Source organism: Mesorhizobium sp. RCAM 05104 (genome assembly GCF_059683645.1).
The window spans coordinates 4,666,099-4,690,708 of the sequence record NZ_CM185033.1 but is presented as its reverse complement, the minus strand read 5'-3'; the positions used below and the strand labels follow the sequence as shown (position 1 = coordinate 4,690,708).

Annotated in this window: 25 protein-coding genes and 1 pseudogene; 19 read left to right on the top strand and 7 right to left on the bottom strand. The window is 64.8% G+C overall.

The window, feature by feature from the left end; translation table 11 throughout:
* Positions 1-7: 7 nt before the first annotated feature.
* Positions 8-1,324 (bottom strand): ABC transporter substrate-binding protein, encoded by a 1,317-nt coding sequence (locus AC56QP_RS23015; protein WP_489863358.1) that lies wholly within the window; start codon positions 1,322-1,324, stop codon positions 8-10.
* Between the two features lie 359 nt (positions 1,325-1,683).
* Positions 1,684-2,367 (bottom strand): TetR/AcrR family transcriptional regulator, encoded by a 684-nt coding sequence (locus AC56QP_RS23010; RefSeq protein ID WP_489863359.1) that lies wholly within the window; start codon positions 2,365-2,367, stop codon positions 1,684-1,686.
* A gap of 110 nt (positions 2,368-2,477) precedes the next feature.
* Here AC56QP_RS23010 and AC56QP_RS23005 point away from each other — a divergent pair, with 110 nt between their 5' ends.
* The 3 genes from AC56QP_RS23005 to AC56QP_RS22995 are packed head-to-tail and all read left to right on the top strand — an operon-like array spanning position 2,478 to position 4,965.
* Positions 2,478-3,674: a Tm-1-like ATP-binding domain-containing protein gene (locus AC56QP_RS23005; protein WP_489863360.1), complete on the top strand. Its 1,197-nt coding sequence runs from the start codon at positions 2,478-2,480 to the stop codon at positions 3,672-3,674.
* Between the two features lie 10 nt (positions 3,675-3,684).
* Positions 3,685-4,539 (top strand): phosphoenolpyruvate hydrolase family protein, encoded by an 855-nt coding sequence (locus AC56QP_RS23000; RefSeq protein ID WP_489863361.1) that lies wholly within the window; start codon positions 3,685-3,687, stop codon positions 4,537-4,539.
* Between the two features lie 6 nt (positions 4,540-4,545).
* The gene (locus tag AC56QP_RS22995; RefSeq protein ID WP_489863362.1) at positions 4,546-4,965 is read left to right on the top strand and encodes a cupin domain-containing protein; all 420 of its coding nucleotides are present in this window, start codon (positions 4,546-4,548) and stop codon (positions 4,963-4,965) included.
* A gap of 102 nt (positions 4,966-5,067) precedes the next feature.
* On the opposite strand, the gene AC56QP_RS22990 is transcribed toward AC56QP_RS22995, so the two are convergent.
* Both AC56QP_RS22990 and AC56QP_RS22985 read right to left on the bottom strand, forming a co-directional pair.
* The gene (locus AC56QP_RS22990; protein WP_489863363.1) at positions 5,068-6,258 is read right to left on the bottom strand and encodes a M24 family metallopeptidase; all 1,191 of its coding nucleotides are present in this window, start codon (positions 6,256-6,258) and stop codon (positions 5,068-5,070) included.
* 62 nt (positions 6,259-6,320) lie between these two features.
* Positions 6,321-6,542 (bottom strand): hypothetical protein, encoded by a 222-nt coding sequence (locus AC56QP_RS22985; RefSeq protein WP_489863364.1) that lies wholly within the window; start codon positions 6,540-6,542, stop codon positions 6,321-6,323.
* Positions 6,543-6,608: 66 nt separating this feature from the next.
* Here AC56QP_RS22985 and AC56QP_RS22980 point away from each other — a divergent pair, with 66 nt between their 5' ends.
* From AC56QP_RS22980 to AC56QP_RS22955, 6 genes are all read left to right on the top strand, one after another.
* Entirely contained in the window at positions 6,609-8,219 is a 1,611-nt protein-coding gene (locus AC56QP_RS22980; RefSeq protein WP_489863365.1) for an ABC transporter substrate-binding protein, read from the top strand.
* A 131-nt stretch (positions 8,220-8,350) separates the two neighbouring features.
* Entirely contained in the window at positions 8,351-9,337 is a 987-nt protein-coding gene (locus AC56QP_RS22975) for an ABC transporter permease (protein ID WP_489863366.1), read from the top strand.
* Complete coding sequence (locus AC56QP_RS22970; protein ID WP_489863367.1) at positions 9,334-10,164, top strand: ABC transporter permease; 831 nt, start codon at positions 9,334-9,336, stop codon at positions 10,162-10,164. Before AC56QP_RS22975 ends, AC56QP_RS22970 begins: the two co-directional genes overlap by 4 nt.
* Entirely contained in the window at positions 10,161-10,958 is a 798-nt protein-coding gene (locus AC56QP_RS22965) for an ABC transporter ATP-binding protein (protein WP_489863368.1), read from the top strand. Before AC56QP_RS22970 ends, AC56QP_RS22965 begins: the two co-directional genes overlap by 4 nt.
* A complete protein-coding gene (locus tag AC56QP_RS22960; protein ID WP_489863369.1) occupies positions 10,955-11,731 on the top strand; it encodes an ABC transporter ATP-binding protein in 777 nt (258 codons plus the stop codon). Before AC56QP_RS22965 ends, AC56QP_RS22960 begins: the two co-directional genes overlap by 4 nt.
* 337 nt (positions 11,732-12,068) lie before the next feature.
* Positions 12,069-12,317, top strand: coding sequence for an L-2-amino-thiazoline-4-carboxylic acid hydrolase (locus AC56QP_RS22955; protein WP_489863370.1), 249 nt, complete (start codon positions 12,069-12,071; stop codon positions 12,315-12,317).
* A gap of 27 nt (positions 12,318-12,344) precedes the next feature.
* Here AC56QP_RS22955 and AC56QP_RS22950 read toward each other — a convergent pair whose 3' ends face one another.
* Complete coding sequence (locus AC56QP_RS22950) at positions 12,345-13,127, bottom strand: DeoR/GlpR family DNA-binding transcription regulator (protein WP_489863371.1); 783 nt, start codon at positions 13,125-13,127, stop codon at positions 12,345-12,347.
* Between the two features lie 218 nt (positions 13,128-13,345).
* Between AC56QP_RS22950 and AC56QP_RS22945 the strand changes: the two genes are divergently transcribed.
* Entirely contained in the window at positions 13,346-14,128 is a 783-nt protein-coding gene (locus tag AC56QP_RS22945; protein WP_489863372.1) for a hypothetical protein, read from the top strand.
* 64 nt (positions 14,129-14,192) lie between these two features.
* A pseudogene (locus tag AC56QP_RS22940) lies at positions 14,193-14,279 on the top strand (hypothetical protein); the annotation flags it as partial.
* 159 nt (positions 14,280-14,438) lie between these two features.
* Here the strand turns inward: AC56QP_RS22940 and AC56QP_RS22935 are convergent.
* Entirely contained in the window at positions 14,439-16,043 is a 1,605-nt protein-coding gene (locus tag AC56QP_RS22935) for an FAD-dependent oxidoreductase (protein WP_489863373.1), read from the bottom strand.
* Positions 16,044-16,191: 148 nt separating this feature from the next.
* Here AC56QP_RS22935 and AC56QP_RS22930 point away from each other — a divergent pair, with 148 nt between their 5' ends.
* From AC56QP_RS22930 to AC56QP_RS22915, 4 genes are read left to right on the top strand one after another with little or no spacing between them, the layout of a single operon-like run.
* Complete coding sequence (locus AC56QP_RS22930) at positions 16,192-16,728, top strand: cupin domain-containing protein (RefSeq protein ID WP_256751695.1); 537 nt, start codon at positions 16,192-16,194, stop codon at positions 16,726-16,728.
* Positions 16,729-16,738: 10 nt separating this feature from the next.
* The gene (locus AC56QP_RS22925) at positions 16,739-17,515 is read left to right on the top strand and encodes an aspartate dehydrogenase (protein WP_489863374.1); all 777 of its coding nucleotides are present in this window, start codon (positions 16,739-16,741) and stop codon (positions 17,513-17,515) included.
* Positions 17,515-18,327 carry an alpha/beta fold hydrolase gene (locus tag AC56QP_RS22920; protein ID WP_489863375.1) on the top strand — a complete coding sequence of 271 codons (813 nt, stop codon included), beginning with the start codon at positions 17,515-17,517 and terminating at the stop codon, positions 18,325-18,327. Before AC56QP_RS22925 ends, AC56QP_RS22920 begins: the two co-directional genes overlap by 1 nt.
* A complete protein-coding gene (locus AC56QP_RS22915; protein ID WP_489863376.1) occupies positions 18,317-20,056 on the top strand; it encodes a cobalamin-dependent protein in 1,740 nt (579 codons plus the stop codon). Before AC56QP_RS22920 ends, AC56QP_RS22915 begins: the two co-directional genes overlap by 11 nt.
* Positions 20,057-20,086: 30 nt before the next feature.
* Here AC56QP_RS22915 and AC56QP_RS22910 read toward each other — a convergent pair whose 3' ends face one another.
* Entirely contained in the window at positions 20,087-20,833 is a 747-nt protein-coding gene (locus tag AC56QP_RS22910; protein ID WP_489863377.1) for an SDR family oxidoreductase, read from the bottom strand.
* A 103-nt stretch (positions 20,834-20,936) separates the two neighbouring features.
* On the opposite strand from AC56QP_RS22910, the gene AC56QP_RS22905 reads away from it, so the two are divergent.
* From AC56QP_RS22905 to AC56QP_RS22890, 4 genes are all read left to right on the top strand, one after another.
* The gene (locus AC56QP_RS22905) at positions 20,937-21,908 is read left to right on the top strand and encodes a thiamine pyrophosphate-dependent dehydrogenase E1 component subunit alpha (RefSeq protein ID WP_489863378.1); all 972 of its coding nucleotides are present in this window, start codon (positions 20,937-20,939) and stop codon (positions 21,906-21,908) included.
* 1 nt (position 21,909) lies between these two features.
* On the top strand, positions 21,910-22,884 hold the full coding sequence (locus AC56QP_RS22900; protein ID WP_489863379.1) for an alpha-ketoacid dehydrogenase subunit beta: 975 nt from the start codon (positions 21,910-21,912) through the stop codon (positions 22,882-22,884).
* A gap of 11 nt (positions 22,885-22,895) precedes the next feature.
* Positions 22,896-24,182, top strand: a complete 1,287-nt coding sequence (locus tag AC56QP_RS22895; protein ID WP_497101016.1) for an acetoin dehydrogenase dihydrolipoyllysine-residue acetyltransferase subunit — start codon at positions 22,896-22,898, stop codon at positions 24,180-24,182.
* Positions 24,183-24,286: 104 nt separating this feature from the next.
* Entirely contained in the window at positions 24,287-24,610 is a 324-nt protein-coding gene (locus AC56QP_RS22890; protein ID WP_256751702.1) for an NIPSNAP family protein, read from the top strand.

Genomic DNA, 24,610 nt, shown 5'->3' with positions numbered 1-24,610 from the left:
ATGATTGTTACTGACCGCGGCCGTACTTCTTGAAGGTCGCGTTCCAGTCGGCGGCCAAAGCGTCCAGCGTTTCCTTGGCGGTGCCTTCGCCGCCGATCATGTAGGGGTAGACGCGCTGGTTGAGCTGCTGCAGCAGTTCGGCATATTCCGGCACCGCCCAGAAGTCCTTCACCTTGAACATGGTCTCGTAGAAGGCCTTGTTGTAGGGCGTGGCGTTCTGGAATTCCGGTGACTTCAGCACGGCGGCACTACAGGTGTAGCCGCCAAGTGCCGCCCACTTCTTCTGGGTCTCGTCCTTGATGAACCATTCCAGGAACTTCATCGCCTCGTCCTGCTTCTGCGAGTAGGAGACGATGGAGATGCCCTGACCGCCGAGCGCTGCGAACTGGTCGCCGTTCGGACCGGGAGGATTGGCGAAGAAGCCGGTGTTCTTGGCGTTCGGGTTCGACGCCTCGTTGATCAGCGAGGGGAAGAACGCGAAGTAGTTCATGCTCATCGCGGCCAGGTTTTCGGTGATCGCCTGGTTGTCCTCGACGAAGAACGACTTGGCCCAGCCCGGAGGCGTGAACTTGTAGAGCTCCTTGTAGGCGTCGAGTGCCGCCACCGCCTTGTCGGAGTTGATGAAGCCGTCGACCTTGTAGGTCGAATAGTCACCAAGCTCGCCGCCATAGGAGAACAGCGCGTTCTCGAAGCCCATCGCCATCGCGTCATAGGAATTGTCGGTATAGATGGCGATGCCGTATTTCTTCTGGTCCGGCCGGTAGAAGAACTCGGCGATGTCGCGCAGCGCCTTGAAATCCTTCGGCACATCGAGGTCGTATCCGTACTTGGCCTTGAAGGCTTCCTTCTCCTTGGGATCTTCGAACCAGTCCTTGCGATAGGACCAGCCGACGGCGTCGCCTTCGAGCGGAATGGCCCAGTATTTGCCGCTGTTGCCGGGATATTCGGCGTAGTATTTCACCGTCGCCGGCGCCATCACGTCTTTCAGCTTGTACTTGTTGAAGAAGTCGGTGAGGTCGACATAGTGGCCGCCGGTCGAGCCGGCCCCGAGCCATTGCGAGTCGCCGACGACCAGATCGTAGGCGTCGCCATGGGCGTTGAACTCGGTGAAGGCCTTGGTCTGGAAGTCGGACCACGGCGTCGTTTCGACCGTGATCTTGACGCCGGTTTCCTTCTCGTACTCGTTGCCGAGTTCCTGCAAATAGTTGGCCGGATCCCATTCCGCCCAGAAGATGGTGAGCGACTTTTCCTGCGCGTAGACGGACGTTCCGCAGGCAAGCGTTAAGCCGATACCAGCAAGCACGCTGGTCACTAACTTGCGCATAATGATTTCCTCCCTTGTGCGCATTCTACCCTGTCATGCGAGCCGGCAACGGGGCCGGCTCCGGTAGTTCCTCCCGTGATCGCGCTCTTCCGGTTCCGGGCCTCCTCGCCCTGCCGGAAAATGGATCGCAGCCCTCACTTTCGATCCGCTTTTCTTTCCTGATCTGGTATTACCAATTTCGCGTGCACGTCAAGCCCTTTCTTGGCAGCTCGGCCTGTCCATTGCCACTGGATTCCGGCTTTATCTGCCTGTTTTCCCATGATTTTCCTACTCAGTGATACGCGCAGGTGTTGTGCGGCACCCCGCACTGCGGTTAATATCAGTACTCAGCACGCAAATCTGGTCTAACCAGATAGGTGCTATTTCACGACTGCCGTTGGATCGACGCTGTTTCCTCCGCCGATCGATTCCGTGATCGCGGCGCGCACCAGCGTCGCGGCCGCCCATTGCGCGACCGACATCATGCCGCGGCTGTCCAATCCCCAGATATCCTTGAGCACGATCAGCACCTCGACGCCGAAGATCAGCGACAGCGCCTGCGCCAGCCGCTTGAAATCGCGCGGCGGCAAGCGGCCCTTGAGCGGCGCGATCGCTTCCTTCAGCAATTGGACGCGGTGGCCGCGCGTGAAGGTCGGCTCGCCACCCAGCGTGCCGGCCTGGCGCCTCGCCCACTGATCGAGCGACAGCTTCAGCGCCGCCTTGAACGTCGCCTCGAACGCCTCGATGCGCGGCATGGCCGTGTCGAACAGGTCGGCGACCCGGCGCTCGGCATCAGCGGAGGTCGATTGCCAGGTCAGGATTGGCCCCAGCCCCTCATCGACGACAGCCTGCACCAGTGCGGCCTGGCTCGGAAAATAGCGGTAGGCAGTCGCGCGGGAAACTTCCGCGGCTTCCGCCACCTCACTGACCGACGGCGTGACGCCAGCCTGCATCAGCCTCGTCGCCGTCTCCAGCATCAGCCGTTTGGTCCGCGCGCGGGGTCCGCGCTCGGCTCCCTCGGCGGTGTCGTCGCTCACCGCGGCTTGTTGACGTGAGACATCCATGTCAATACGATACGCGCGTCTCAAAAAATTGCAATGGCCTTCGGGTGACCGAACGGCGGGCAAAAGAGCGGCAGGCCGTGACGCCAAGCCCGCCTGGATTGGGGAACGCAATGAAGCGCATCTATGTGGTGGGCACCGCTGACACCAAGGGCGAGGAACTCGCCTTCCTGGCCGATGCCATCGCCGCCACCGGTGCCGCTGTGTCCCGCATCGATGTCGGAACGCGCGGCGCGACCATCCCCGTCGACATCACCGCGCGGGAAATTGCCAATCATCACCCCGGTGGGAGCAAAGCCGTGCTCGGCGGCAATGATCGCGGCGCCGCGGTCGCGGCGATGGGCATCGCCTTCGCCCGCTTTGCTCAATCGAGAAACGACATCGCCGCCATGATCGGCATTGGCGGCGGCGGTGGCACCTCGATCATCACGTCGGGCATGCGCGCGCTGCCGCTCGGCCTGCCGAAGATCATGGTCTCGACGCTCGCCTCTGGCGACACCGCACCCTATGTCGACGTCTCCGACATCATCATGATGCCTTCGGTGACCGACATGGCCGGACTGAACCGGCTTTCCCGTGTCGTGTTGCACAATGCCGCCCAGGCGATTTCTGGCATGGCGGCCAGGCCAGCGCCGCCACCCGACGGCAAGCCGTCGATCGGGCTCACCATGTTCGGCGTCACCACGCCTTGCGTGACCGCCATCGCAGACCAGCTCCGCTCGACCTATGACTGCATGGTTTTCCATGCCACCGGCACCGGCGGCCGCAGCATGGAGAAGCTGGCCGACAGCGGCCTGCTGTCCGGCATCATCGATATCACCACAACGGAGGTCTGCGATCTCCTGTTCGGCGGGGTGCTGCCGGCGACGGAGGATCGCTTCGGCGCGATCGCCCGAACCGGCCTGCCCTATGTCGGTTCGGTCGGGGCGCTCGACATGGTCAATTTCTGGGCACCGTCGACCATTCCGGAACGCTATAGCGGACGGCTGTTCTACGAGCACAATCCGAATGTCACGCTAATGCGGACCACAGCGGACGAATGCCGCCAGATCGGCGAATGGATCGGCACCAGGCTCGCCCTCTGCGAGGGGCCGGTGCATTTCCTCATTCCGGAAAAAGGCGTCTCGGCGCTCGACATCGAAGGGGGCGCCTTCTTCGATCCCGAAGCCGACGCCGTCCTGTTCGAGGCCATCGAGCGCACCATCAAGCCGAACGGCAGGCGCCGCGTGACGCGTTTGCCGCTGCATATCAACGATCCCGAATTTGCCGGGGCGGCAACTGCCGCCTTCCTCGACATCGCCAGACAGTAAGAGGCCAGACATGCCCGCCATACCGCGCAAGGACATACTAAAAAAATTCAGGGGAATGATCGACAAGGGCGTGCCGATCGTCGGCGGCGGCGCCGGCACCGGCCTGTCGGCCAAGGCCGAGGAAGCCGGCGGCATCGACCTCATCATCATCTACAATTCCGGCCGCTACCGGATGGCCGGGCGCGGCTCGGCCGCCGGCCTGCTCGCCTATGGCAACGCCAACGAGATCGTCAAGGAAATGGCCTATGAGGTGTTGCCGGTAGTCAGACACACGCCGGTGCTGGCCGGCGTCAACGGCACCGATCCGTTCGTCATCATGCCGCTGTTCCTGGCCGAACTGAAGACGATGGGTTTTTCCGGCGTGCAGAATTTCCCCACCATCGGCCTGTTCGACGGCAACATGCGGCAAAGCTTCGAGGAAACCGGCATGGGCTTCGGGCTCGAGGTCGACATGATCGCCGAGGCGCACAAGCTCGACCTGCTGACGACACCCTATGTCTTCAACCCCGACGAGGCCCGCGCCATGACCAAGGCCGGCGCCGACATCGTCGTCGCCCATATGGGCGTGACGACCGGCGGCTCGATCGGCGCCACCTCGGCCAAGTCGCTTGACGACTGCGTCGTCGAGATCGACGCCATTGCCGCCGCCGCCCGTTCGGTGCGCAAGGATATCATCCTGCTTTGCCATGGCGGGCCGATCTCGATGCCGGACGACGCCCGCTATATCCTCGACCGCTGCAAGGGCCTGCATGGCTTCTATGGCGCCAGCTCGATGGAGCGGCTTCCGGCGGAAGCCGCGATCGCCAGGCAGACGGCCGATTTCAAGGCCGTCACGCTGCACAACCAGAAGAAAAAGAAGGGATGATGAGAGATGACCGACAAGAACAAAATGTTTGTCTATCCGAAGGACGTCAGCGCCTTCGGCTTCGACTGGGGCCGGCTTGCGCTGACCGTCGCGCCCGAAGTGAATGGCGCAAACCGTTTTTCCGGCGGCGTCGTCGACTTGCCGTCAGGCAAGGGCCACACCCGCCACAATCATCCCGGCGCCGAGGAGATCATCTTCGTCATCTCCGGCAACGGCCAACAGATGGTCGAGGACGAGAAGGGCAATCCGGTAGTCGAGAAGGTCGGTCCCGGCTGCACCATCTACGTGCCGGAAAGCCGCTTTCACTCCACGCTCAACACCGGTGACGGACCGATGCAACTCTTCGTCGTCTATTCGCCGGCCGGACCGGAACTGGTGTTGCGGGAACTGCCGGATTTCAGGCTGATCCCGGCAGGTGGGAAATAGCTTTCTCGGGCAGCGCCGCCCTCGTTGTCCTGCCGGACATTTCTCCCCGTTCCACGGGGAGAAGTGCCGGCAGGCGGATGAGGGCAGCGCCGACCTTGGACTTTATAAAGTCCCACCCCTGTTCCACCCCCGGCCGCGATCGCCAAACATCACGTAACCGGCATCCGTCACCGCCACCGTGTCTTCCAGCTTGATGAAGCCGCGCGTCGGGTGGAGCATCGTCGTCTCGACCGACAGCACCATGTTCTTTTCCAACGGCTTTGCCGCGTAGGTGCCTTCATAGGTCACTGGATGATTGGTCATCAGGAATGGCGCTTCGTGCGTGATCAGTCCCATGCCGTGGGCGAAGAAATCCGTGTAGGGCGCGACCTTGGATTTCTTCAGCACGCCCTCGGCATGAGCAATCATGTCGCCGCCCAGCGTGCCCGCCTTCACCTTCGAAAAGGCCGCCTGCTGCACCGTCTCGACCTCGGCAAGCAGGTCCTCGAGTTCGGCATCCGGTTCGCCGAGAATGCCCATCCGGCAGAGGTCGCCGATATAGCCGTGATAGTTGCCGCCGGAATCGATCGATAGAACCTCGCCCTTCTTCCAGGCTTGCGGCGAGGCGGCGCGGTTGTGGCTGGAGCCAAGCGTCAGCAGGCAATATTCGAAATGCTCGCCGCGATTGGTTTCCTCACGCCGCAGCTGCTCGATGATCTCGGTCTTGGTCGTGCCTTCACGTGCCCAGGCAATGGTTGCCAGCATGGAATCGGTGATCAGTTCGGAGGCCGTGCGCAGCTTCTCCAGCTCCGCATCGGTCTTGATGGCGCGCATGCTTTCCAGCATGGCCGTCGCATCGATCAGCTTGGCATCCGGCAGCGCCTTGCGGATCAGCGTAAAGGCGTCCGACGGCAGGAAGCCCGGCTCGATGCCGATGCGGGCACCAGCCTTGCCGATCTTCCGTAGGTGCTCGACCGCGAGGTTGGCGGCATCCAGCGTGCCCCAGCAGGCGGCGTGCAGCGTCGGCGTCCAGAACGGATTGTTCTGGTGCTCGCCGCCTTCCATTCGGTTGCAGATATAGGCGGCATGATCGGGCCCGCCCTTCTCATAGATGACAACGGGCAGATAACGGCTGTGGCCGATCGCATCCATGGCGGCGAAGAAGATGAACTTGTAGCCGCCAAGCAGATATTGCGTGTTGTGCTTGGAGGTGGCGAGCAGCACATCGATGCCGGCCTCCTCCATCAGCCGGTCGACCCTTGCCTGGTCGAACGGGATATTGCTGATGGCACTCTTGCCCGGGGCAATGTTCATCTCTCTCTCCCTGAATTGCCTGGGATCGCCGGCTGTTCTGCTCCCGATCCTCAAGCTGTAGATCAAATCTGCACCATCTTGCCCACTCTGGTCCAGCCAGAAATAGGAAAAACTGCCCCGGCTGAGGTCGCCATGGCGCCATCCGTCGCCAATCCAACAAATCTGGTCCTACCAGATTGATCGAATTGAGCCGCTTCCTCCAAACTGGTCCAGCGGACGAAAATTTCAAAGCCACGCGAGGATGCGCCAATTCCGTCTCTGGCGAAACCCTCGGCAAGGCTCATAATCGCCACCGCCAGGATGCTGGCTTGGCGCACCCGTTCGGGTCGCGGAGAGGACGGAGTTCGATCATGTCAGGTTTCACGATTTCCAGACGCACGATGCTTGCCGGTTCAGCGATGCTGCTAGCCTCCACCGCCATGCCTGTTATCGGCTGGGCGCAAACGCCGAAGAAGGGTGGCCGCCTGGTGCTCGCCGCCGATTCCGAGCCGCGCAACCTCAACCCGGCGATTGTCGCCTCCAATGGCGTCTTTTTCATCTCCAGCAAGATCGTCGAAACGCTGGCCGAAGCCTCCTTCGACGGCAAGGACGGGCTCACGCCGCGACTGGCGCTGAGCTGGGAAGGTTCCGCCGATGGGCTGTCGGTGACCTTCAAATTGCGCGATGGCGTCAAATGGCATGACGGCAAGCCGTTCACCTCGGCCGACGTCGCCTTCTCGGCGCTGCAGATCTGGAAGCCGCTGCAGAATCTCGGCCGCACCGTGTTCAAGGATCTGGCTAGCGTCGACACCCCTGACGATCTCACCGCCGTGTTCAAATTCGCCAAGCCGACACCATTCCAGCTGATCCGCAACGCGCTGCCGGCGCTGAGCAGCGTCGTGCCCAGGCATATCTACGAGGTCGGCAAGATCGAGGACAACCCGGCCAACAACGCGCCCATCGGCACGGGGCCGTTCAAGTTCGGCGAATACAAGGCCGGCCAATATTACCGGCTGACGAAGAACCCCGATTACTGGGGCAAGGACGAGCCCTATCTCGACGAGATCATTTATCAGGTATTGCCTGACCGCACGTCGGCGGCGAGCGCGCTTGAAGCGGAAGAAATCCAGCTCGCGGCTTTCTCTGCCGTGCCGCTTGCCGATCTCGACCGCATCTCCAAGGTGCCCGGCCTGAAGGTGATCTCCAAGGGCTATGAAGGGCTGACCTATCAGCTCGTGGTCGAGATCAATCATCGCCGCAAGGAATTGGCCGATCTCAAAGTGCGCCAAGCGATCGCGCACGCCATCGACAAGGATTTCGTCGTCAAGACGGTGTTCCTCGGTTATGCCGCCACCGCCACCGGCCCGGTGCCGAAGAACGATCCGCAGTTCTACTCCGCCGACGTGCCCGCCTATACCTTCGACGTCGCCAAGGCCAACGCGCTGCTCGACGAGGCCGGTTACAAGAAAGGCCCGGACGGCAAGCGCTTTACGCTAAAACTTTTGCCGGCGCCCTATTTCAACGAGACCAAGCAGTTCGGCGACTATCTGCGCCAGGCGCTCGCGGCAATAGGCATCGACGCGCAACTGGTCAACAACGACTCGGCCGCGCACATCAAGGCCGTCTACACCGACCACGCCTTCGACCTTGCCGTCGGCCCGCCGGTGTTCCGCGGCGACCCGGCGATCTCGACCACAATCCTGGTGCAGAGCGGCATTCCCGACGGCGTGCCGTTCTCCAATCAAGGCGGCTACAAGAACGACGCGCTCGACGCCCTCATCGCCAAGGCATCGGAAACCCTCGACACATCTGCCCGCACCGATCTCTACAAGGAATTCCAGAAGGAGGTCGCCGCCGACCTGCCGCTGATCAACGTCGCCGAATGGAGCTTTATCAGCGTCGCTCGTGACACCGTGGGCAACATCGCCAACAATCCGCGCTGGGCGGTGTCGAACTGGGCGGACACCTATCTGGCGGGCTGACCTCTCCAGGCTTGCAGAACGTCTATCCGGGTGCTCAGGTTCGATAATGAAAGTTCCTTCGCGCCCGCCTCTGTCCTGCCTCATATCTCCGCCGGGTTCACCCTCCCCACAAGGGGGAGGGTGAAAGTGGCATGACTCGCGCCCTCATCCTCCTCCGTCGCCGCCTCGTCGGCAGCATCTTCGTGCTGCTGATCGTCGTCATCGGCACCTTCCTGCTGCTCGAAGCCGCACCCGGCGACGCCGTCGACGCCTATATCGTCTCGACCGGCGGCGATGCCGGCATGATCGAGCTGTTGCGCCACCGCTGGGGCCTCGACCAGTCGGAACTGACACGGCTGGCCAACTATCTCTGGGCGCTGCTGCACCTCGATCTCGGCCAGTCGGTGACGTTCTCCAGGCCGATCCGCGACGTGATCCTCGAACGGCTGCCCAACACGCTGCTGTTGATGGTCAGCGCCACAGCGCTTTCCTTCGGGCTGGGCTCGGCACTCGGCATCTATGCAGGCGCCAGACCCGGCAGCGTCCGTGACCGAATCCTGTCGATCGGCTCGCTGGCGCTCTATGCGGTGCCGGGCTTTTGGCTCGGCCTGGTGCTGATCGTCATCTTTGCCGTCGACCTGCGCTGGCTGCCGATCGGCGGCATCGAAACCCTGGCTTCCGACAAGACCGGCCTCGACCGCGCCGCCGACATCGCCATCCATCTCGTCCTGCCGGTGGCGGCGCTCGGCTTCATCTACCTCGCGCTCTATCTGCGCATGATGCGAGCCGGCATGGCCGAGGTCTGGCGCCAGGACTTTGTGCTGGCCGCCCGCGCCAAGGGGCTTTCGCGCCGCCGCATCGTGCTCGCCCACGTTGCCCGCAACGCATTGTTGCCGCTGGTCACCATGCTCGGCCTGCAGTCGGCACAGATGCTCGGCGGCAGCGTCGTCATCGAGAGCGTCTTTTCCGTGCCCGGCCTCGGCCGGCTGGCGCAGGAAGCGGTGGCTGCGCGCGACACGCCCTTGCTGCTCGGCATCATCCTCGTCAGTGCCGTGCTGGTCGTCGTCATCAACCTGCTCGTCGACATCGCCTATGCCTTCCTCGATCCGCGCGTCGGCGCCGGCGAGGCCGATGCATGAGACGCTTCCGCCGCTTTCTGCGCACGCCTGAGGCAGTTGCGGGCGCCGTCATCCTGGCGGCGCTGATCGCCATGGCGCTGTCGGCATCGCTGCTGTTTCCCGGCGACCCGCAAGCGATCGCCGGCCCCGCACTTTTGCCACCATTTCAGGACTGGTCGCTGCCGCTCGGCACCGATCGGCTCGGCCGCGACGTTCTGGCCGAGCTTTTCCATGGCGCCCGCACTTCGCTTGCCGTCGGGCTCGCGGCGGCAGCGGCGGCGCTCGTCGTCGGCTCTGTGGTCGGCACGCTGGCCGGCTTTGCCGGCGGCCTCATCGACGAGGTGCTGATGCGCATCACCGATGCCTTCCAGACCGTGCCGAGCTTCCTGCTGGCGCTGGCCTTCGTCAGCGTCGTCGGGCCGTCGCTCGGCATCGTGGTGATTGCCATCGCGCTTGGCACCTGGACTGGGCCTGCTCGAGTCGCGCGCGCCGAAGTCCTCTCCATCCGTGAGCGCGATTATGTCGCCAGCGCCCGCGCCATCGGCATGCATCCGCTCGAGATCGCCTTTCGCGAGGTGCTGCCCAATGCCTTGCCGCCGGTGCTTGCGATGTCCTCGGTGATCGTCGCCGCCGCGATCCTCACCGAAGCGGCCTTGTCCTTTCTCGGCCTCGGCGACCCCAACCGGGTCACCTGGGGCGGCATGATCGCCGAAGGCCGCGCCGTGCTGCGCACCGCCCCCTTCCTGTCGATCGTCCCGGGCATTGCACTGGTGCTGACTGTGCTGGGCGTCTATCTCGCTGGTGAGGGCGTCGTCGAGACGACGGCCGTGAGAAGAGGCCTGTCGTGACCGCGCTGGCGTCGATCCGCGACCTGACGGTGACCTACCGCCGCGACGGCAACGAGGTGGCGGCGCTGAGGAACATCAGCCTCGACATCGTCGCTGGCGAACGCCTCGCCGTCATCGGCGAAAGCGGTTCGGGCAAGAGCACGCTGGCATTGGCCATTGCCGGGCTGTTGCCGGCGGCGTCTCAGATCGATGGGCGGATCGAGTGGCCCGGCCTCGGCCGGGCACTCCTCGGCGGCCGCGACATCGGCTTCGTCTTCCAGGATCCCTCCGCCAGCCTCGATCCGGTGATGCCAATCGGCAAGCAAATCGCCGAAGTGGCGCGCACGCATCTCGGCCTCACATGGCCGCGGGCGTACACGAGGACAAAAAACTTGCTGGAACGCGTCCGTCTGCCGGACCCGGACTCAGCCCTGCTGGCCTTCCCGCATCAGCTCTCCGGCGGCCAGAAACAGCGTGTGGCGATCGCCGCCGCGATTGCGGCCGGTCCGAAATTGCTGATCGCCGACGAGGCGACCTCCGCGCTCGACACCATCGTGCAGGCCGAGATCGTCGCCTTGATCCGGCGGCTGGTGGCCGAGGACGGCATGACGCTGCTGTTCATCAGCCACGACATCGCATTGGCGGCCGAGCTTGCCGAGCGCATCGCCGTGTTCCGCCACGGCCAACTGGTCGAGCTTGGCGCGACGGCGCGGATTGTCGACGCCCCAGCCCAGCCTTACACACGCGCGCTGCTCGACGCCCATATCGGCCTCGACGCCGAACCGTTGTTGAACCGAAGCGGTCTCGCCACATGAGCCTGCTGGCGGTTTCCAATCTCACCAAACGATACCGTCGCGGCGGCAAGAGCATCGCCGCCGTCGACGACGTCTCCTTTCATATCGACCCCGGCGAAACGCTGGCACTGGCCGGGCCCTCCGGCAGCGGCAAGTCGACGATCGCGCGACTGGTGCTGCGCTTGATCGAGCCGGACGCCGGACGCATCGAATTCGAAGACAATGATTTCCTCGCCTTGAGTGGCGCCGCCTTGCGTGCGCGCCGCGCGCGCCTGCAGATGGTGTTCCAGGATCCGCTTTCCGCCTTCAACCCGCGCGCCACCGTGGCACGCGTGCTCGACGATCCCTTGCGCATCCATGGCATCGCCTCGCGTTCCGAGCGCCCGCGCCGGATCGCCGCCTTGCTGGAGCGCGTCGGACTGGGGGCGGGGCTTACCTCGCGCGCCATCCATGAAATCTCTGGTGGCCAGCGGCAGCGCGTCGCCATCGCTCGCGCCATCGCCACGAAACCGTCGCTGATCGTACTCGACGAGGCGGTGTCTGCCCTCGACGTTTCGGTGCGCGGGCAGATCCTCGACCTTTTGCTCGACCTGCAACACCAGGAACGGATCGCCTATCTCTTCATTTCGCATGATCTCGGCGTGGTCCGGGCAGTCGCCCACCGCGTCATCCTCCTCGATGCCGGGCGGATTGCCGAGAGCGGCGCTGCCCGAGCCGTCATCGACGCGCCGCGATCGGCCATTGGCAAGGCGCTGGTGGCGACCGCGCCAAGATTGCACAGAACCAGGCCATGATCCCGAAAGAAGGACCGCGCCAGCGAGAAGTGGGATCCGGTTTTCGGACAAGCAGACAACAAAACCAGGACGCATGAATGACCGACCCCGAAGCCAGAGCCGAAAGACTGTCGCGCGAACTCGATTCCGCCTTTCGCAACCGGGCCGATCTCTACCGCTTGTTCCTCGATGAGTTGACCGGAGAACTGGGCGCCGAAAAGGCCGAGGCCATCATGATCCGCGCCATCGAACAGCGCGGCAGGGAGGTGGCCGCGGCTGCGTTCGCCGCGTTCGGCCCCCCAATGACGCCGGCGCGATCGGCGAAGCCTTCCTGGCGGTCAGCCCGGATGGCGGCCGCATGTACCCGACCGATGTCGAACGCGGCGACGACCGCATCGCCTTCAAGGTCGAACGCTGCCCGCTGAAGGACGCCTGGATCGAGGCTGGGCTCGGTGATGAAAAGCTCGCCACCCTCTGCCGCATCGCCGGCGCCTTCGACCGTGGCCTGTTCGAGGCGACTGGCGTGCGTTTCGAAAATGTCACCTGGACGCCGGGCCACGGCTCCGGCTGTTGCCATATTGCACTGACGAACCGGGACGGCGCCTGAACAGGCGCACTGCCCTGTGCCTCGCTGTCAGCTGCCTGCAAAAACATGCAGCTCCGTTCCGGCTTCTTCGATCGCCGCGCGCAACTCGGCCTGGGGCTCGACGTCAGTGACGATGTCGGCGATGTCGCCTAGCGTGCACACGCGCTCGAGGCTGGCACGGCCGAGCTTGTCGTTGGTGACCACCAGCATTGTCGACAGCGCGCGCGAGATCATCGCCCGCTTGACGGCGGCCGCGCCTGATATCATGTCATTCGGGCCATCGACCGTCAGACCAGACGCGCCGATGATGGCGATGTCGGCATTGTAGCGGCGGACGAATTCGACGGTGTCTTCGCCCAGCACGCTGCCCTCGCGGCTGTCATAGGTTCCCGGACAAAGGATGACGCGGAACGTCGGGTTGGCGCCGGTCACCGACGCCACGCCGGTGGAGTTGGTGATGACGGTCAGGTTGCGCGCCAGTTGCGACAGATTGCGCGCCACCTCGTAGGTTGTCGAACCGCCGTCGATCATGACGATCTGGCCCTTTTCGATCAGGCCGGCCGCGCCGCGCCCGATCCGGGCACGTTCCTCGACCATGGTCAGGCCACGTTCGGAAATGGCCGGTTCGGACGTCACCAGCGAAATCGTCGCGCCGCCATAGGTACGGTTGAGCAGCCCGGCCTCGCCAAGCTCAATGAGATCGCGGCGGATCGTTTCGCCGGCGACACCGATGCGCCTGGCGAGCTTCGAGATGCGGATCGACGCCGACCGGCGCACTTCCGACAGGATGAGCTCGTGCCGCTCCTTTTTCGTCAGCCGACCCTGCTCCATGACGCCCCCTCCCGCAATCAGCGCGTTCGCAGCCCCGCCTATCCATCAATTCCTGCCAGCGTTAAGGCAGATGGTGCCCGGCCCATATCCCGAACCCGAAGACATTAGCGATCCCGGCGCCGTTGGGAAAGAAGCCGAACAAGGATGACAGTGCGACCCTTCCTTGGTCTGATTGGACGCACGAATCGGCGCTCAGCGCCTCATGAAGGGAAACCACAATGCATGTCGTGACTTTGCTGAAGGCGGATATGTTCGACGTCGAGATCGACGGCAAGCCGGCTTCGATCGCGCAGGCCTTGCCGGACTGGAACCCACATGACCGGTTCGGGCTGGTGATCGACGATGCACTTGGCGGCATCGGCGCCACCCACCTGCTGCAGATCGCCATCACCTCGTTCTACGACGTCAAGCCGAGCCGGCGCACCGAACTGACGGTCTACCCGGAAATCTATGCCTTCCATATCGGCAAGGGCCACGGGGCGCATGCGCCCTATGATTTCTGGCCTGCCCGGCGCGAGGTCATCACCTCGCGCGATCATCGCGAGGTTCTCGATGCCATTAATGATCGCGGCATCACCCGGCTGGCCGTCCCCGATCGCCAGCCGCGCGAGGTGGTGCATCGGCCGAAGGAAGTCGACGCGGCGCTCGACCGCATCGCCTCGGCATTCGTTTACAGCCCGTCGGGCCGGGTAGCGGATCCCGACCTCGTCATTTCAGGCAACGACAAGCGAACCGAATACAATCCCAACAGTGCCTTGCGGCCGCGCTACACCGACAGCCGGCCGGTTTCGGTTTCCACCGCGGCCAAGCCGGTCAAGGAAGTTGATCCGTCCTACCAGGAATGGCTCCGCAAGCGGGAACATGACCTGACCGGCGAGGAACGCGCCTTTGTCGAACGCCGCCGCGAAGAGCTGAGAAAGGACGGCCTCGTCAGCGAAACCTACCGACGTGTCGGCGTTCGTGAAGCGTTGATGCGTCTGGCATCGGCCGGGCGCGGCTGAACCTGGGCTGACCGAACCCAACCCGGTCGTCATCTGCGACAAGAGCCCCGCTGCCCTTGCCTGCGTGCTCGCCGGCATCGGGTTGGGCGTGTTTCCGGATTACAGCGTCAGCGACGATATCGCCGAGGGGCGGTTGGTGCCGGTGTTTGTCGACTGGAGCTTGGCCACCGGCGGCATGCATGCCGTCTTCCACCGGCCCGGTTCCGGCCCGCCAAGGCGCGCGCCCTCGTCGATCTGCTCGCGGCCGCCGAAAAAAGCGATCTCGCGGCGTCGCCGTGGCGTGACGCCGAGGCTGCAGCGCCCCGCGCGATCATCGGTTCTGATGCAGGATCGTCTCGGCAGCGATGTAGCCCCAGGTCATGTTGGGGCCGAGGGTAGTGCCGGCTCCCACGGCGCGTGTGCCGATGGGATTGGCCATGGCAAGTCCCGCCGCATAAAGGCCGGGGATGATCGAGCCGTCCGGCCTCAGCACCTGCGCCCGTTCGTTGGTGCGGGCGCCGCCCTTGGTACCGAGAATCGAACGATTGATCGTCATGCCGACATAGGGAGGCTTGTCGATCGGCTTCAGCCGGTTCTCGGGGCCATGCGCCTTGTAGTCCTCCCAACCGTTCTCGCCACGGCGGAAATCCGCATCGTGCCCCTTGGCGCAAAAGCCGTTCCAGCGGGCGATCGTCTCCTCGAGCGCCGCCGCCGGCAGCCCGAGCTTGGCGGCAAGGCCAGCGATTGTATCGGCCTTCTTGACCCAATCGCGCTCATAGGAGGCATACCAGCGGAAAGGCAGTGACGTTTTCAGGAACCGATGATCGCCAATGAGATAGCAGGGCAGATTGACGGGGGCGCCGTCCGGCCCGCGCGCATCGATCGCCTCGCCGATGTTGAAGGCGTTTTCGCTGAGAAAGCGCTTTGCACCGCGATTGACCACGATCGAATGCGGCTCGGCCTGGAAGGTCATCGGCAAGCCGTGCGGCTTTCCCTGGTAGCGCGTCGGCAGGCAGGGGTAGACGTTCGCCTGATCCATGCGGTCCAGCTGCGCACCCACGGAAGCGGCAAGTTTCTGGCCGTCGCCCTCATTGCCGCGCGGACTGCCGATCCGGTCGAATGCACCGGGGAAATGGTGTCCACGCATCTCGGCATCCCATTCGAAGCCACCGGTTGCGATCACGACGCCGCGATGCGCGACAATCTTCGTTCGTCGGCCCTCATTCTCCACTTCCGCGCCGGTGATGCGCGAGTCCGGATCCTGAAGCAGGGCCACGGCGCGCGTTTCCAGCCGGAAGGTGACGCCGGCATCGAGGCAGCCCCTGATGAGCCCGGTCATCAGGGCCGTGCCCTGGCCGCCGGAATTCGTCAGCCATCGCCAAAGAAGCCTCGGCCAGACCTTGAATCCGGCGCGGACAGGGTGGTGATAGAGATCCAGGCCGACGATCTCCTGGTAAGTGAAGCTGTGCGGCAGGGTGGAGCGGCGCAGGCTCCGCGCGAACCTGCCCAGGATACGGCGGCTGAGCGGCCTCGGCGACACCATGCGGCCGTAGAGCTTGCCGCCCGGCGCTTCGGTAAAGGGGTCGGGCTCGTTGATCAGGCGGAAATCGAGCGGCGTGTTGCCGGACAGGAAGCGTAGCATGTCCGGCGCGGCCCTGACGAACGCACACCAGAGCGCGTCCTCCTTCGGCTTCCACCCTTCGGGCGCGACCGCGCGCAGATAGGTGAGCGCGTCCTCGCGGCTGTCGGCGACGCCGGCTTCGGCCGCGACATGATTGGCGGGTATCCAGACCCCGGCACCGGACATGGCCGATGTGCCGCCCAGCCATTCGCTCTTTTCGATGACGAGCACCTTGAGGCCGCCCTTGGCGGCCCTCAATGCCGCCGAACAGGCCGCCGACCCCGACCCGATGACCAGAACGTCGAATTCACCCATTGGCGGTCCCCTGCTGCATCGCCACGGCACTATAGGAGCAGAAAATTAAATCTGTCTACTCTTGTGTCGACACTTTTTGCGCTGTACCCTCGTGCAAGTCAGCAGCGTGCCCGGCATGATCTTCGTAGCCCTTTCGACAGGCAGAACCATGGACGATACCCGCCTTCCAACCGCACCCTCCGGCATCCATATTTCCGATTCCCAAACGCGTGAAAGCTATTGGCAGCCGGTGCCGGCAAACGGCCATATCGACGTGGCGCTCGCGCCGCACATCGTCGGCATGGAGCACCCCTTCGCGCTGGGCACGCAATCGGTCGCGCCGGGCGGCTATGTGCGCGAACACACGCATGACCGCAACGAGGAGGCGATCTATGTCATCGAGGGTCATGGCCGCGCCGTCGTCGAGGGCAAGGAATATCCGCTGGGCCCGGACAGCGTGGTGTTCCTGCCGAAGAATGTCAGGCACATGTTCATCAACGATGGCGAGACACGCCTGCGCTGGCTCTGGCTGATCGTGCCGAACGGGCTCGAGGACTTCTTTCGCCTTATCGGCAAGCCGCGCAAACCGGGCGACCGCGTGCCGTCCAATTTTCCGCGCCCGGAGAACGTCCTGGAAATCGAGCGCAAGACGGTCTTCGGAGCCGACCTCGCCGACAAGTTCGATCCCGTGAAACAGAACCCCTGAAGAAACCCTGATGGTGACGCTCGGCCTTATCGGCTACGGCACGATCGCGCGCGAGATCGTCTCCGCTTTCCCAAAGGGTTCGGTTCGCTGGGTGGTTCTGCTGCGCGAAGGCGCATGCCCGGCCCTGCCGCCGAATGTCGGCGCGGTCACACAGCTTGACGCGCTGATCGGCGCGCGCCCCACGGCGGTGGTGGAGGCGGCGGGCCAGGAGGCCGTTGCAGCCTACGTACCCGCGCTTCTTGAAGCCGGCATCCCGACTGTCATCGCTTCGGTCGGCGCACTGTCCGATCCGGGGCTTGCCGCCCGGCTAGCCGGGGCGTCACGCAACGGAGGCGCGCGCTTCGTCCTGCCATCAGGCGCGTTGGGCGGCCTCGACTATTTGCGAGCCATAGCGGCACTTCCCGATGCGCGGGTGCGCTATACCTCGCGCAAACCGCCTGCCGCCTGGGCGGCGGAGCTGGCCGCTCTCGGCCTGTCAGCCGACAATGGCGCCATTACCCTTTTCGAGGGTGCGCCCGCCGAAGCGGCGAGACTCTATCCGAGAAACCTCAACGCGGCTTTCACCGTGGCACTCGCGGCGGGCGCCGGAAAGGTGACGGTGCGCGTGATTGCCGATCCGAAGGCGGCCGGCAACACACACGAAATCGAGGCCGAGAGTGCCGCCGGCACCGCCTCCTTTCGCTTCGTTAACGCGCCCTCGCCCGGCAATCCCAAGACTTCCGCGCTCACGGCACTCAGCCTCGTCGCGGCCGTTGGGGAACTGCTTGATCTGGAAAGCCATCGTTGATGACCTTCTTCACCGCCGCCGATGGTTGCCGCATTCACTACGAGACGTTCGGCAGCCATGGCCCGCGCCTCATCCTCATCCCCGGGCTCGGCGGCGACGGCCGCTTCTGGGCCGGCGTCGTTGGGCTGCTCGAGGCCGACCATCGCATCCTCGTCACCGACCATCGCGGCGCGGGCCGTAGCGATCGCCCGACTAGCCCCTACTCCATCCCCCTGATCGCCAGCGACACTGCCGGCCTGCTGGCACGGACGGGCGGACCGGCGCACATTGTCGGGCACTCCACCGGTGGCGCCATCGCTCAGGTGCTGGCGCTCGATCATTCTGAACTCGGCCTGAGCTACACGATCAGCAGTTCCTGGGCACGGGCCGACAGCCGTTTCCGTGCGCTCTTCAGCGCTCGCGCCGAACTGCTGGAGGCCGGCATGGCCGGTACCTACCAGCGCCTCGGCCATGTGCTCTGCCACGAACCGTCCTACCTCGAAGCGCATGCCGGGCAGCTCGAGGCGGCGGTCGCCGCCGCTCCTCGGACCCTGGCGCCGCTTGCCATCAGCGCCGCGCGCGTGCGCATGCTGCTCGACCACGACCGCCTTGCCGACCTGCCGCGCATCGCCGCCCCGGTCCAGGTGATTGCGGCCGCTGGCGATGTTCTGACACCGCCGGCTCTTTCGGAAGCCATCGCCACCGCGATACCGGGTGCGGACCATGTGGTCGTTCCCGGCGCGCATTTTCATCCTCTCGCCGATCCCGAGGGTTTTGCCACCATCATTCGCCGTTTCATTGCCGTAGCAGACAGCAAATATCATGACCGCTGAACTCGTCCCCCCTCTCATCGACCCACGCCTCAGGCCGGGTGCCGAGCTCCTCGCCGAAGGGCGCGCCATGGCGCGCGACTGGCGCCTCGGCGGCTGCCGCTTCCTCACCGAGACCGGAATGCCTTCCGAGGCCGCATGGAAACGCAAGGCGGCGGCCGAGAGGCGCGTCATGCAGCATGCCCATATCGGCTTCAGAAGCGTCGACCGCACCATTGCGGCGATCGGCGAGGTGCACGGGCAATGCCGCAAGGCAGGGGTGACAGTAGACCGTTTCGGCATCACCCTCGACTGGTCGATGGGCTATCCGCAGGCCATGCGCGCCAAGGCTGCGCGCGGCACCGGCATCGTGCTCACCGGCCCCGAGGATTTTGCACGTATCACCAATGCCGCGCCTGCCGCCGCCCATTTCGGCGACTTCATGCTCGGACTGCCGGGCGCTCTGGAAAACACCCGCGCCGCCATCGCCGCCGGAGCGACGGCCGTCGGCAATCTGGGGCAGTATTTCACGTTCCGGCTGCCTTACTGGGACGATGACGTGGCGACCACCGAAGCGACCGTCACCGCGCTCGGCCTGATTGCCGCGCAGGATGCCGAAATCCTTGTCCATTCCAATCTCGACGACGGATTCGCGGGACTGTTCATCGACATGGCCTGCGCGCTCGGCATGGTGCTGATCGAAAAGCACATCGTCGAGGATCTGATCGGCGCGCGGCTCGCCCATTGCTACGGCCACCATTTCAGCGATCCGCTGTCGCGCACCGCGTTCCATGCCGCACTGGTGCGGGTCAGCGACACGCCAGGCACCATGATTTTCGGCAACACCGTCTCCTACCAGTCGACCCCGGCAGGCAATTACGCAAGCCTGGCAAGCTATCTGCTGGCCGACATACTGGCCGTCGGGCGATGGCCGTCCGGCCATGCGATCAATCCCGTGCCGGTGACCGAAAACCAGCGCATTCCCGATGTCGACGAGATCATCGACGCACAGACCTTCGCGCATCGGCTCACGTTGCACGCGCCTTTCTACGATCCGGTCTTCGACTGGACCAAGGTGGAGGCAATGGCCGATGTACTTGTCGCGGGCGGACGCCGCTTTGCCGATGCCGCCATGAAAGGGCTGGCCGAGCGCGGGGTGGATACCGGGGACCCGGCCGCATTGATGCTCGCCGTCCGCCGCACGGGGCCAAAGCGCATGGAGGCGCTCTTCGGCCCGGGCGCGGCAAGCGCGCGCGGACGCACGCCACTGATCCATGCCGAATGGGCTCGCGAACTCAATCATAAGGCTGCAAGCTGGGTTTCGACGCAAAGACCGCTGGCAAGGCAAGAACCCCTGACCGTCTGCATCGGTACGACCGACGTCCACGAACACGGCAAGTATCTCGTCGAACAGGCGCTGGAAGGCCTGGGCGTTGCCATCGCCGATGCCGGCGTGGCCGTCGACCCCGAAGCGCTCGTTGCCCGCGCGGCGGAGACCGGGGCCAATGCCATAGCCATCAGCACCTACAATGGCGTGGCGCTCCGTTATGTCCAGGCGGTGAAGGCAGCGATGGCGGCGCGCGGACTCGTCCTGCCAGTACTCATCGGCGGGCGGCTGAACGAAGTGCCGAAAGAGTCCAATTCCGGCCTGCCGGTGGATGTGACCCAGGACATCGCAAAGCTCGGTTGCGTGCCATGCGCCGATCTCGATGCGATGCTCGGCGCCCTGCGTACGATCCCGAGCGGCCCGTGAAACCTGCCACGGCCTAGGCGGGCGCTCACTTCACCAGGCCGTCATGCCGCCGTCGACCGTCAGGATCGAACCGGTCGCAAAGGAGGATTCGTCGCTGGCAAGCCACAGGATCGCCTGTGCGATTTCGAGCGGCTGGGCGACACGGTTCATCGGCGCGCGTGCATTCAACGCCGTGACGAAGCCCTGGGGGTCGGAATGGGTTTCGAGAATCTTGTCGAAATAGCTCGACCAGGTGGTGCCCGGCGCCACCGCATTGACGCGAATTTTCTCCGCCGCGTGGTCGAGCGCCATGGCGCGTGTCAACGCCGCGACGCCACCCTTCGATGCAACATAGGCCGCCCGGTCGGCAATCCCGACATGGGCAACGTTGGAGGCGGTGTTCACGATCGCTCCGCCGCCGCCCGCGGCCATGATCGGAACAGCATATTTGGAGCAAAGGAAGACACCCTTGAGGTTGACGGCCATCAGAGCGTCCCAGTCTTGCGCCGCGGTGGTGACGACAGAGCCGCGTATGCCGTAACCGGCATTGTTGACGAGCACACCTATCCGCCCGAATGCCTCCTGCGCGCGCCGCACCATGGCGGCGACGGAGCCCTCGTCCGAGACATCGACCTGCATCGCCAGTTGGCCCGTTCTCCGCGCGACATCGTGCGCCCTGGCGCCATCCAGGTCAGTGACCAGAACGCGCGCGCCCTCCTTCGCGAACAGTTCCGCCACGGCCGCGCCGATCCCGGCTCCCGCGCCTGTCACGATTGCTGCCTTGTCCTTCAAACGCATTGTCGATCCTGTTTTCCCGAGTTGTTTCGCCCCCATCTTGCAGAAGCCCTTGCAAAGTGTCGACACTTTTGTATTTAATTTCGGCATGAGATCGGGGACAGCCGTGAAAAACACTCCTTCCGTCGAACAACATCTGGAAATCTATCGCCGGATGCTGCTGGTGCGGCATCTGGAAGAGAGCCTTGGCGCGCTCCACAAGGAAGGGCGCACGCGCGGTCCGATCCATCGTTGCGACGGCCAGGAAGCTGTCGGGGTCGCGGCCACGGCGGCGCTGGAGACGGGCGACAAGGTCGCCACCACCCATCGCGGCCATGCCGTCTACATCGGCAAGGGCATGGCCATGCGTCCCGTGGTTGCCGAAATCCTTGGGCGGGCCACCGGCGCCTGCGGCGGGCGCGCCGGCCACATGCTGATAGCCGATGCCGAAAAGGGCGTGATCGGCGGCAACGCCATCGTTGGCGCCGGCATCCCGGCGGCAACCGGCATGGCGCTGTCCATGCAGATCCTTGGCAACGGCAACGTCGCCATGTGCATCTTCGGCGATGGCGCAGCCCAGACCGGCATCTGCCACGAGGCGATGAACATGGCGGGGCTGTGGAAGCTGCCCGTCGTCTTCGTGCTCGAGCACAACCAGTTCGGCTTGACCGTACCATCCGACGTCCAGTCGCCGGTCGAGGATCTGTCGATCCGCGCCGCCGGCTACGCGATGCCCGCCGAGATCGTCGACGGCAATGATGCGGTCGCCGTCTACCGCGCCGTGTCGGCCATGGTCGAGCGTGCCCGGCGCGGCGAGGGTCCCGGCATGGTTGAATGCAAGACCTACCGCATCGAGGGGTTTTCCACGTCCGACATGGGCGGCTACCAGAAGCCCGAGGACATCGCCGCCTGGAAAGCGCGCGACCCTTTGCTCGTCTCGCGCAAGGTGCTTTTGGGCAAGGTCGGCGAAACCCAGCTCGCCGCGATCGAGGCGGCGGCCAAGGCCGAGGTGGCCGAGGCTTTCGAGACCGCGCTGTCCGATCCCATGCCGGAATTTTCCGTCGACGAGGCGTGCAACCCCTATAGCGAGGCGCACTGACATGGCCATGATGCGGTACGCCGAAGCGCTCAACGCGGCGCTGCGCGAAGAGATGCAGGCCGACCCCTCCGTCTTCCTCTTCGGTGAAGACATTGGCCGCTATGGCGGCGTCTTCAAGGTGACGAAAGGGCTGATGGAGGAATTCGGGGAAACACGGGTGCGCGACACGCCGATCTCCGAACAGGCGATGACCGCGATGGCCGTGACCGCCGCCATGACCGGCACGCGGCCGGTGCTGGAAATCATGTATGCGGATTTCATTCCGCTGACACTCGACGCGCTGGTCAACCAGGCCTCGATCTACAACTACATCTGGAACGGCCAGGTGAAGATGCCTTTCGTGCTGCGCACGCAGGGCGGCGGCGGAGCCGGGGCCGGGGCACAGCACTCCAAGGCGCTCGATTCCATGCTCGCCCACATACCCGGCATCAAGGTGGTTGCCCCTTCTACGCCCGCCGACGCCAAGGGCATGCTGAAGGCCGCGATCCGCGACGACCAGCCGGTGGTCTTCCTCGAACACAAACTGCTCTACAACACCCGTGGCGAGGTGCCTGACGGCGATGTGACGGTGCCGCTCGGCAAGGCCGCGACCATGCGCGAGGGCAGCGATATCTCGATCTTCGCCACTTCCAAGATGGTGGTGGAGGCGCTGAAGGCCGCCGACCTTCTCGCAGCTGACGGCGTTTCGGCCGAGATCGTCGACCTCCGGTCGCTGCGCCCGCTCGACGTCAACGCCATTGTCGCCTCGATCTCGAAAACGCACCATGCCGTGGTGGTCAACGAAGGCTGGCGCTTCTGCGGCTATGCCGCCGAGCTTTCGGCAACGATCATGGACCACGCTTTCGACGAGCTCGACGCGCCGGTCGCGCGCGTCACGCTGCCGGACATGCCGATCCCGTACTCCGAACCGCTGGAAACGGCGATGCTGCCGAATGCCGAAAAGATCCGCGCCGCCGCGCTGAAGACGCTCAAGTGACGGAGGCGGCGATGACCCATCCGATCACGATCGACAGCGCCGGCGGCGAATACATGGAAGCCGTGCTGGTGATCGCCTGGGCGGTGAAGCCAGGCGATCCGGTCAAGGCCGGCGATCTCGTCGTCACCGTCGAGACAGCCAAGGCGGCGACCGAGATCGAAGCCGATCGCGACGGCTGGCTGGCCGAAATCTTCTTCGCGGAGGGGCAGGAAGCGCCGGTGGGCGCCGTGCTCGGCACGATCGCGGACGAGAAGCCGATGGCTGGCGGGCCAGCCTCGCTCGCACCGGCCATAGCTGCCGCCGCTGCCGCCAAGCCGCGCGAGCCTGCCGCTGACGAAGACCGTACCTCCGACCGGCAGCCCGGCAGCCGCCCGATCGCCAGCCCGCTTGCCCGGCGGCTTGCCGCCGCAGCCGGGCTCGACCTTGCCACCATTTCGGGAAGCGGTCCCCACGGACGCATCAAGAAGCGCGACATCGATGCCAGGCTTGCCGCCCTCCCGAATGAACACGGCGGCATGGTCCAGCGGACTCCAGCCGCGGTCCAGACCGTTGCGGCGCCGGCGGCCGGACGGGCGGTACCCGTGGTCCTCATCCATGGCTTCGGGGCGGACCGTTCCGTATGGCGGCAGGTCGTCCCGTTGCTCGGACCTGGGATCGAGACAATCAGTCTCGACCTGCCCGGCCACGGCACCGAAGCCGTCAGGACGGCGAGTACCATCGAAGAGATCGCTTTCCACCTCTCCGACCGGCTGGAGGCCATGGGCGTGGGCAATGCCCATCTCGTCGGCCATTCCCTCGGCGGTGCGGCGGCTCTCGCGCTCGTCCGGCTCGGCCGTCTCGCCGTGCGTTCGGTCACGCTTCTCGCACCCGGCGGGCTTGGCCCCGAGATCAATGCAGGCTTCCTTGCCGGCCTTGCCCGCGCGACCACGGCGCAGGCCCTCGAGCGGTGGCTGACGGTCATGGTCGGCGCCCCCTCGGCCTTGCCAGCTGGCTTTGCGCAGGCTGCACTCAGGCAAATGGAAAAGACCGGCAACCGAGAGGCACTCACGGCGATGGCCGAAAGCCTGTTCCCGGACGGCACTCAGGGCTTCGACCTGGCGACCGCGCTCGCCGAACTCGACGTCCCGACAAGGCTGATCTGGGGCAGGCTCGATCGCATCATCCCGGTCGCCCATGCGGCCCGCGCGCCGGGTTTCGCCGCCGTTCATCTTCTCGATGGCATTGGCCATGTACCGCAGATAGAGGCGCCGGCGCTCACAGCCCGGCTGATCTCCGAGACCGTGCGGAGCGCCGGCTGAGCCGGCAGTTCGCTTGATCCCGCGGATCGGTCGCGGGGGCAGACAAGACCACGTTACGCCGGCGCCGAGGGCGCCGGAGCAAGATGCCAGAAGGAGTGCTCAGGATGATCTTCGACCATCGCACCTACACCGCCCGCCCGAACAAGCTGTCGCATTTCCTCACGCTCTACGAGGAGGTCGGCCTGCCGATGCAGCGACATTATCTGGGCGAACCCTTCGGCTTCTTCCAGACGCATATCGGCGACCTCTCGCGCACCGTGCATCTGTGGAAATATGATAGCCTTGCCGATCGGGAAGAGCGGCGCGACCGCATGGAAGCCGATCCCGAATGGCAGGCCTATCGACGCAAGGTGATCGAGACCGACTACCTTCTCGACATGCGCAACCAAATCCTCAAACCTGTCTCCTTCTTCAATCCCGGAAAGTAA

What these genes read in the sequence shown, in the direction of transcription:
- AC56QP_RS22980 (WP_489863365.1), top strand. Translation starts at nt 6,609, where the DNA reads ATGTCAGGTTTCACGATTTCCAGACGCACGATGCTTGCCGGTTCAGCG.
- AC56QP_RS23015 (WP_489863358.1), bottom strand. Translation starts at nt 1,324, where the DNA reads ATGCGCAAGTTAGTGACCAGCGTGCTTGCTGGTATCGGCTTAACGCTT.
- AC56QP_RS22995 (WP_489863362.1), top strand. Translation starts at nt 4,546, where the DNA reads ATGACCGACAAGAACAAAATGTTTGTCTATCCGAAGGACGTCAGCGCC.
- AC56QP_RS22985 (WP_489863364.1), bottom strand. Translation starts at nt 6,542, where the DNA reads ATGAGCCTTGCCGAGGGTTTCGCCAGAGACGGAATTGGCGCATCCTCG.
- AC56QP_RS22890 (WP_256751702.1), top strand. Translation starts at nt 24,287, where the DNA reads ATGATCTTCGACCATCGCACCTACACCGCCCGCCCGAACAAGCTGTCG.
- AC56QP_RS22960 (WP_489863369.1), top strand. Translation starts at nt 10,955, where the DNA reads ATGAGCCTGCTGGCGGTTTCCAATCTCACCAAACGATACCGTCGCGGC.
- AC56QP_RS23005 (WP_489863360.1), top strand. Translation starts at nt 2,478, where the DNA reads ATGAAGCGCATCTATGTGGTGGGCACCGCTGACACCAAGGGCGAGGAA.
- AC56QP_RS22935 (WP_489863373.1), bottom strand. Translation starts at nt 16,043, where the DNA reads ATGGGTGAATTCGACGTTCTGGTCATCGGGTCGGGGTCGGCGGCCTGT.
- AC56QP_RS22910 (WP_489863377.1), bottom strand. Translation starts at nt 20,833, where the DNA reads ATGCGTTTGAAGGACAAGGCAGCAATCGTGACAGGCGCGGGAGCCGGG.
- AC56QP_RS22990 (WP_489863363.1), bottom strand. Translation starts at nt 6,258, where the DNA reads ATGAACATTGCCCCGGGCAAGAGTGCCATCAGCAATATCCCGTTCGAC.
- AC56QP_RS22975 (WP_489863366.1), top strand. Translation starts at nt 8,351, where the DNA reads ATGACTCGCGCCCTCATCCTCCTCCGTCGCCGCCTCGTCGGCAGCATC.
- AC56QP_RS22925 (WP_489863374.1), top strand. Translation starts at nt 16,739, where the DNA reads ATGGTGACGCTCGGCCTTATCGGCTACGGCACGATCGCGCGCGAGATC.
- AC56QP_RS22955 (WP_489863370.1), top strand. Translation starts at nt 12,069, where the DNA reads ATGTACCCGACCGATGTCGAACGCGGCGACGACCGCATCGCCTTCAAG.
- AC56QP_RS22970 (WP_489863367.1), top strand. Translation starts at nt 9,334, where the DNA reads ATGAGACGCTTCCGCCGCTTTCTGCGCACGCCTGAGGCAGTTGCGGGC.
- AC56QP_RS22895 (WP_497101016.1), top strand. Translation starts at nt 22,896, where the DNA reads ATGACCCATCCGATCACGATCGACAGCGCCGGCGGCGAATACATGGAA.
- AC56QP_RS22930 (WP_256751695.1), top strand. Translation starts at nt 16,192, where the DNA reads ATGGACGATACCCGCCTTCCAACCGCACCCTCCGGCATCCATATTTCC.
- AC56QP_RS22950 (WP_489863371.1), bottom strand. Translation starts at nt 13,127, where the DNA reads ATGGAGCAGGGTCGGCTGACGAAAAAGGAGCGGCACGAGCTCATCCTG.
- AC56QP_RS23010 (WP_489863359.1), bottom strand. Translation starts at nt 2,367, where the DNA reads ATGGATGTCTCACGTCAACAAGCCGCGGTGAGCGACGACACCGCCGAG.
- AC56QP_RS22900 (WP_489863379.1), top strand. Translation starts at nt 21,910, where the DNA reads ATGGCCATGATGCGGTACGCCGAAGCGCTCAACGCGGCGCTGCGCGAA.
- AC56QP_RS22915 (WP_489863376.1), top strand. Translation starts at nt 18,317, where the DNA reads ATGACCGCTGAACTCGTCCCCCCTCTCATCGACCCACGCCTCAGGCCG.
- AC56QP_RS22920 (WP_489863375.1), top strand. Translation starts at nt 17,515, where the DNA reads ATGACCTTCTTCACCGCCGCCGATGGTTGCCGCATTCACTACGAGACG.
- AC56QP_RS22945 (WP_489863372.1), top strand. Translation starts at nt 13,346, where the DNA reads ATGCATGTCGTGACTTTGCTGAAGGCGGATATGTTCGACGTCGAGATC.
- AC56QP_RS23000 (WP_489863361.1), top strand. Translation starts at nt 3,685, where the DNA reads ATGCCCGCCATACCGCGCAAGGACATACTAAAAAAATTCAGGGGAATG.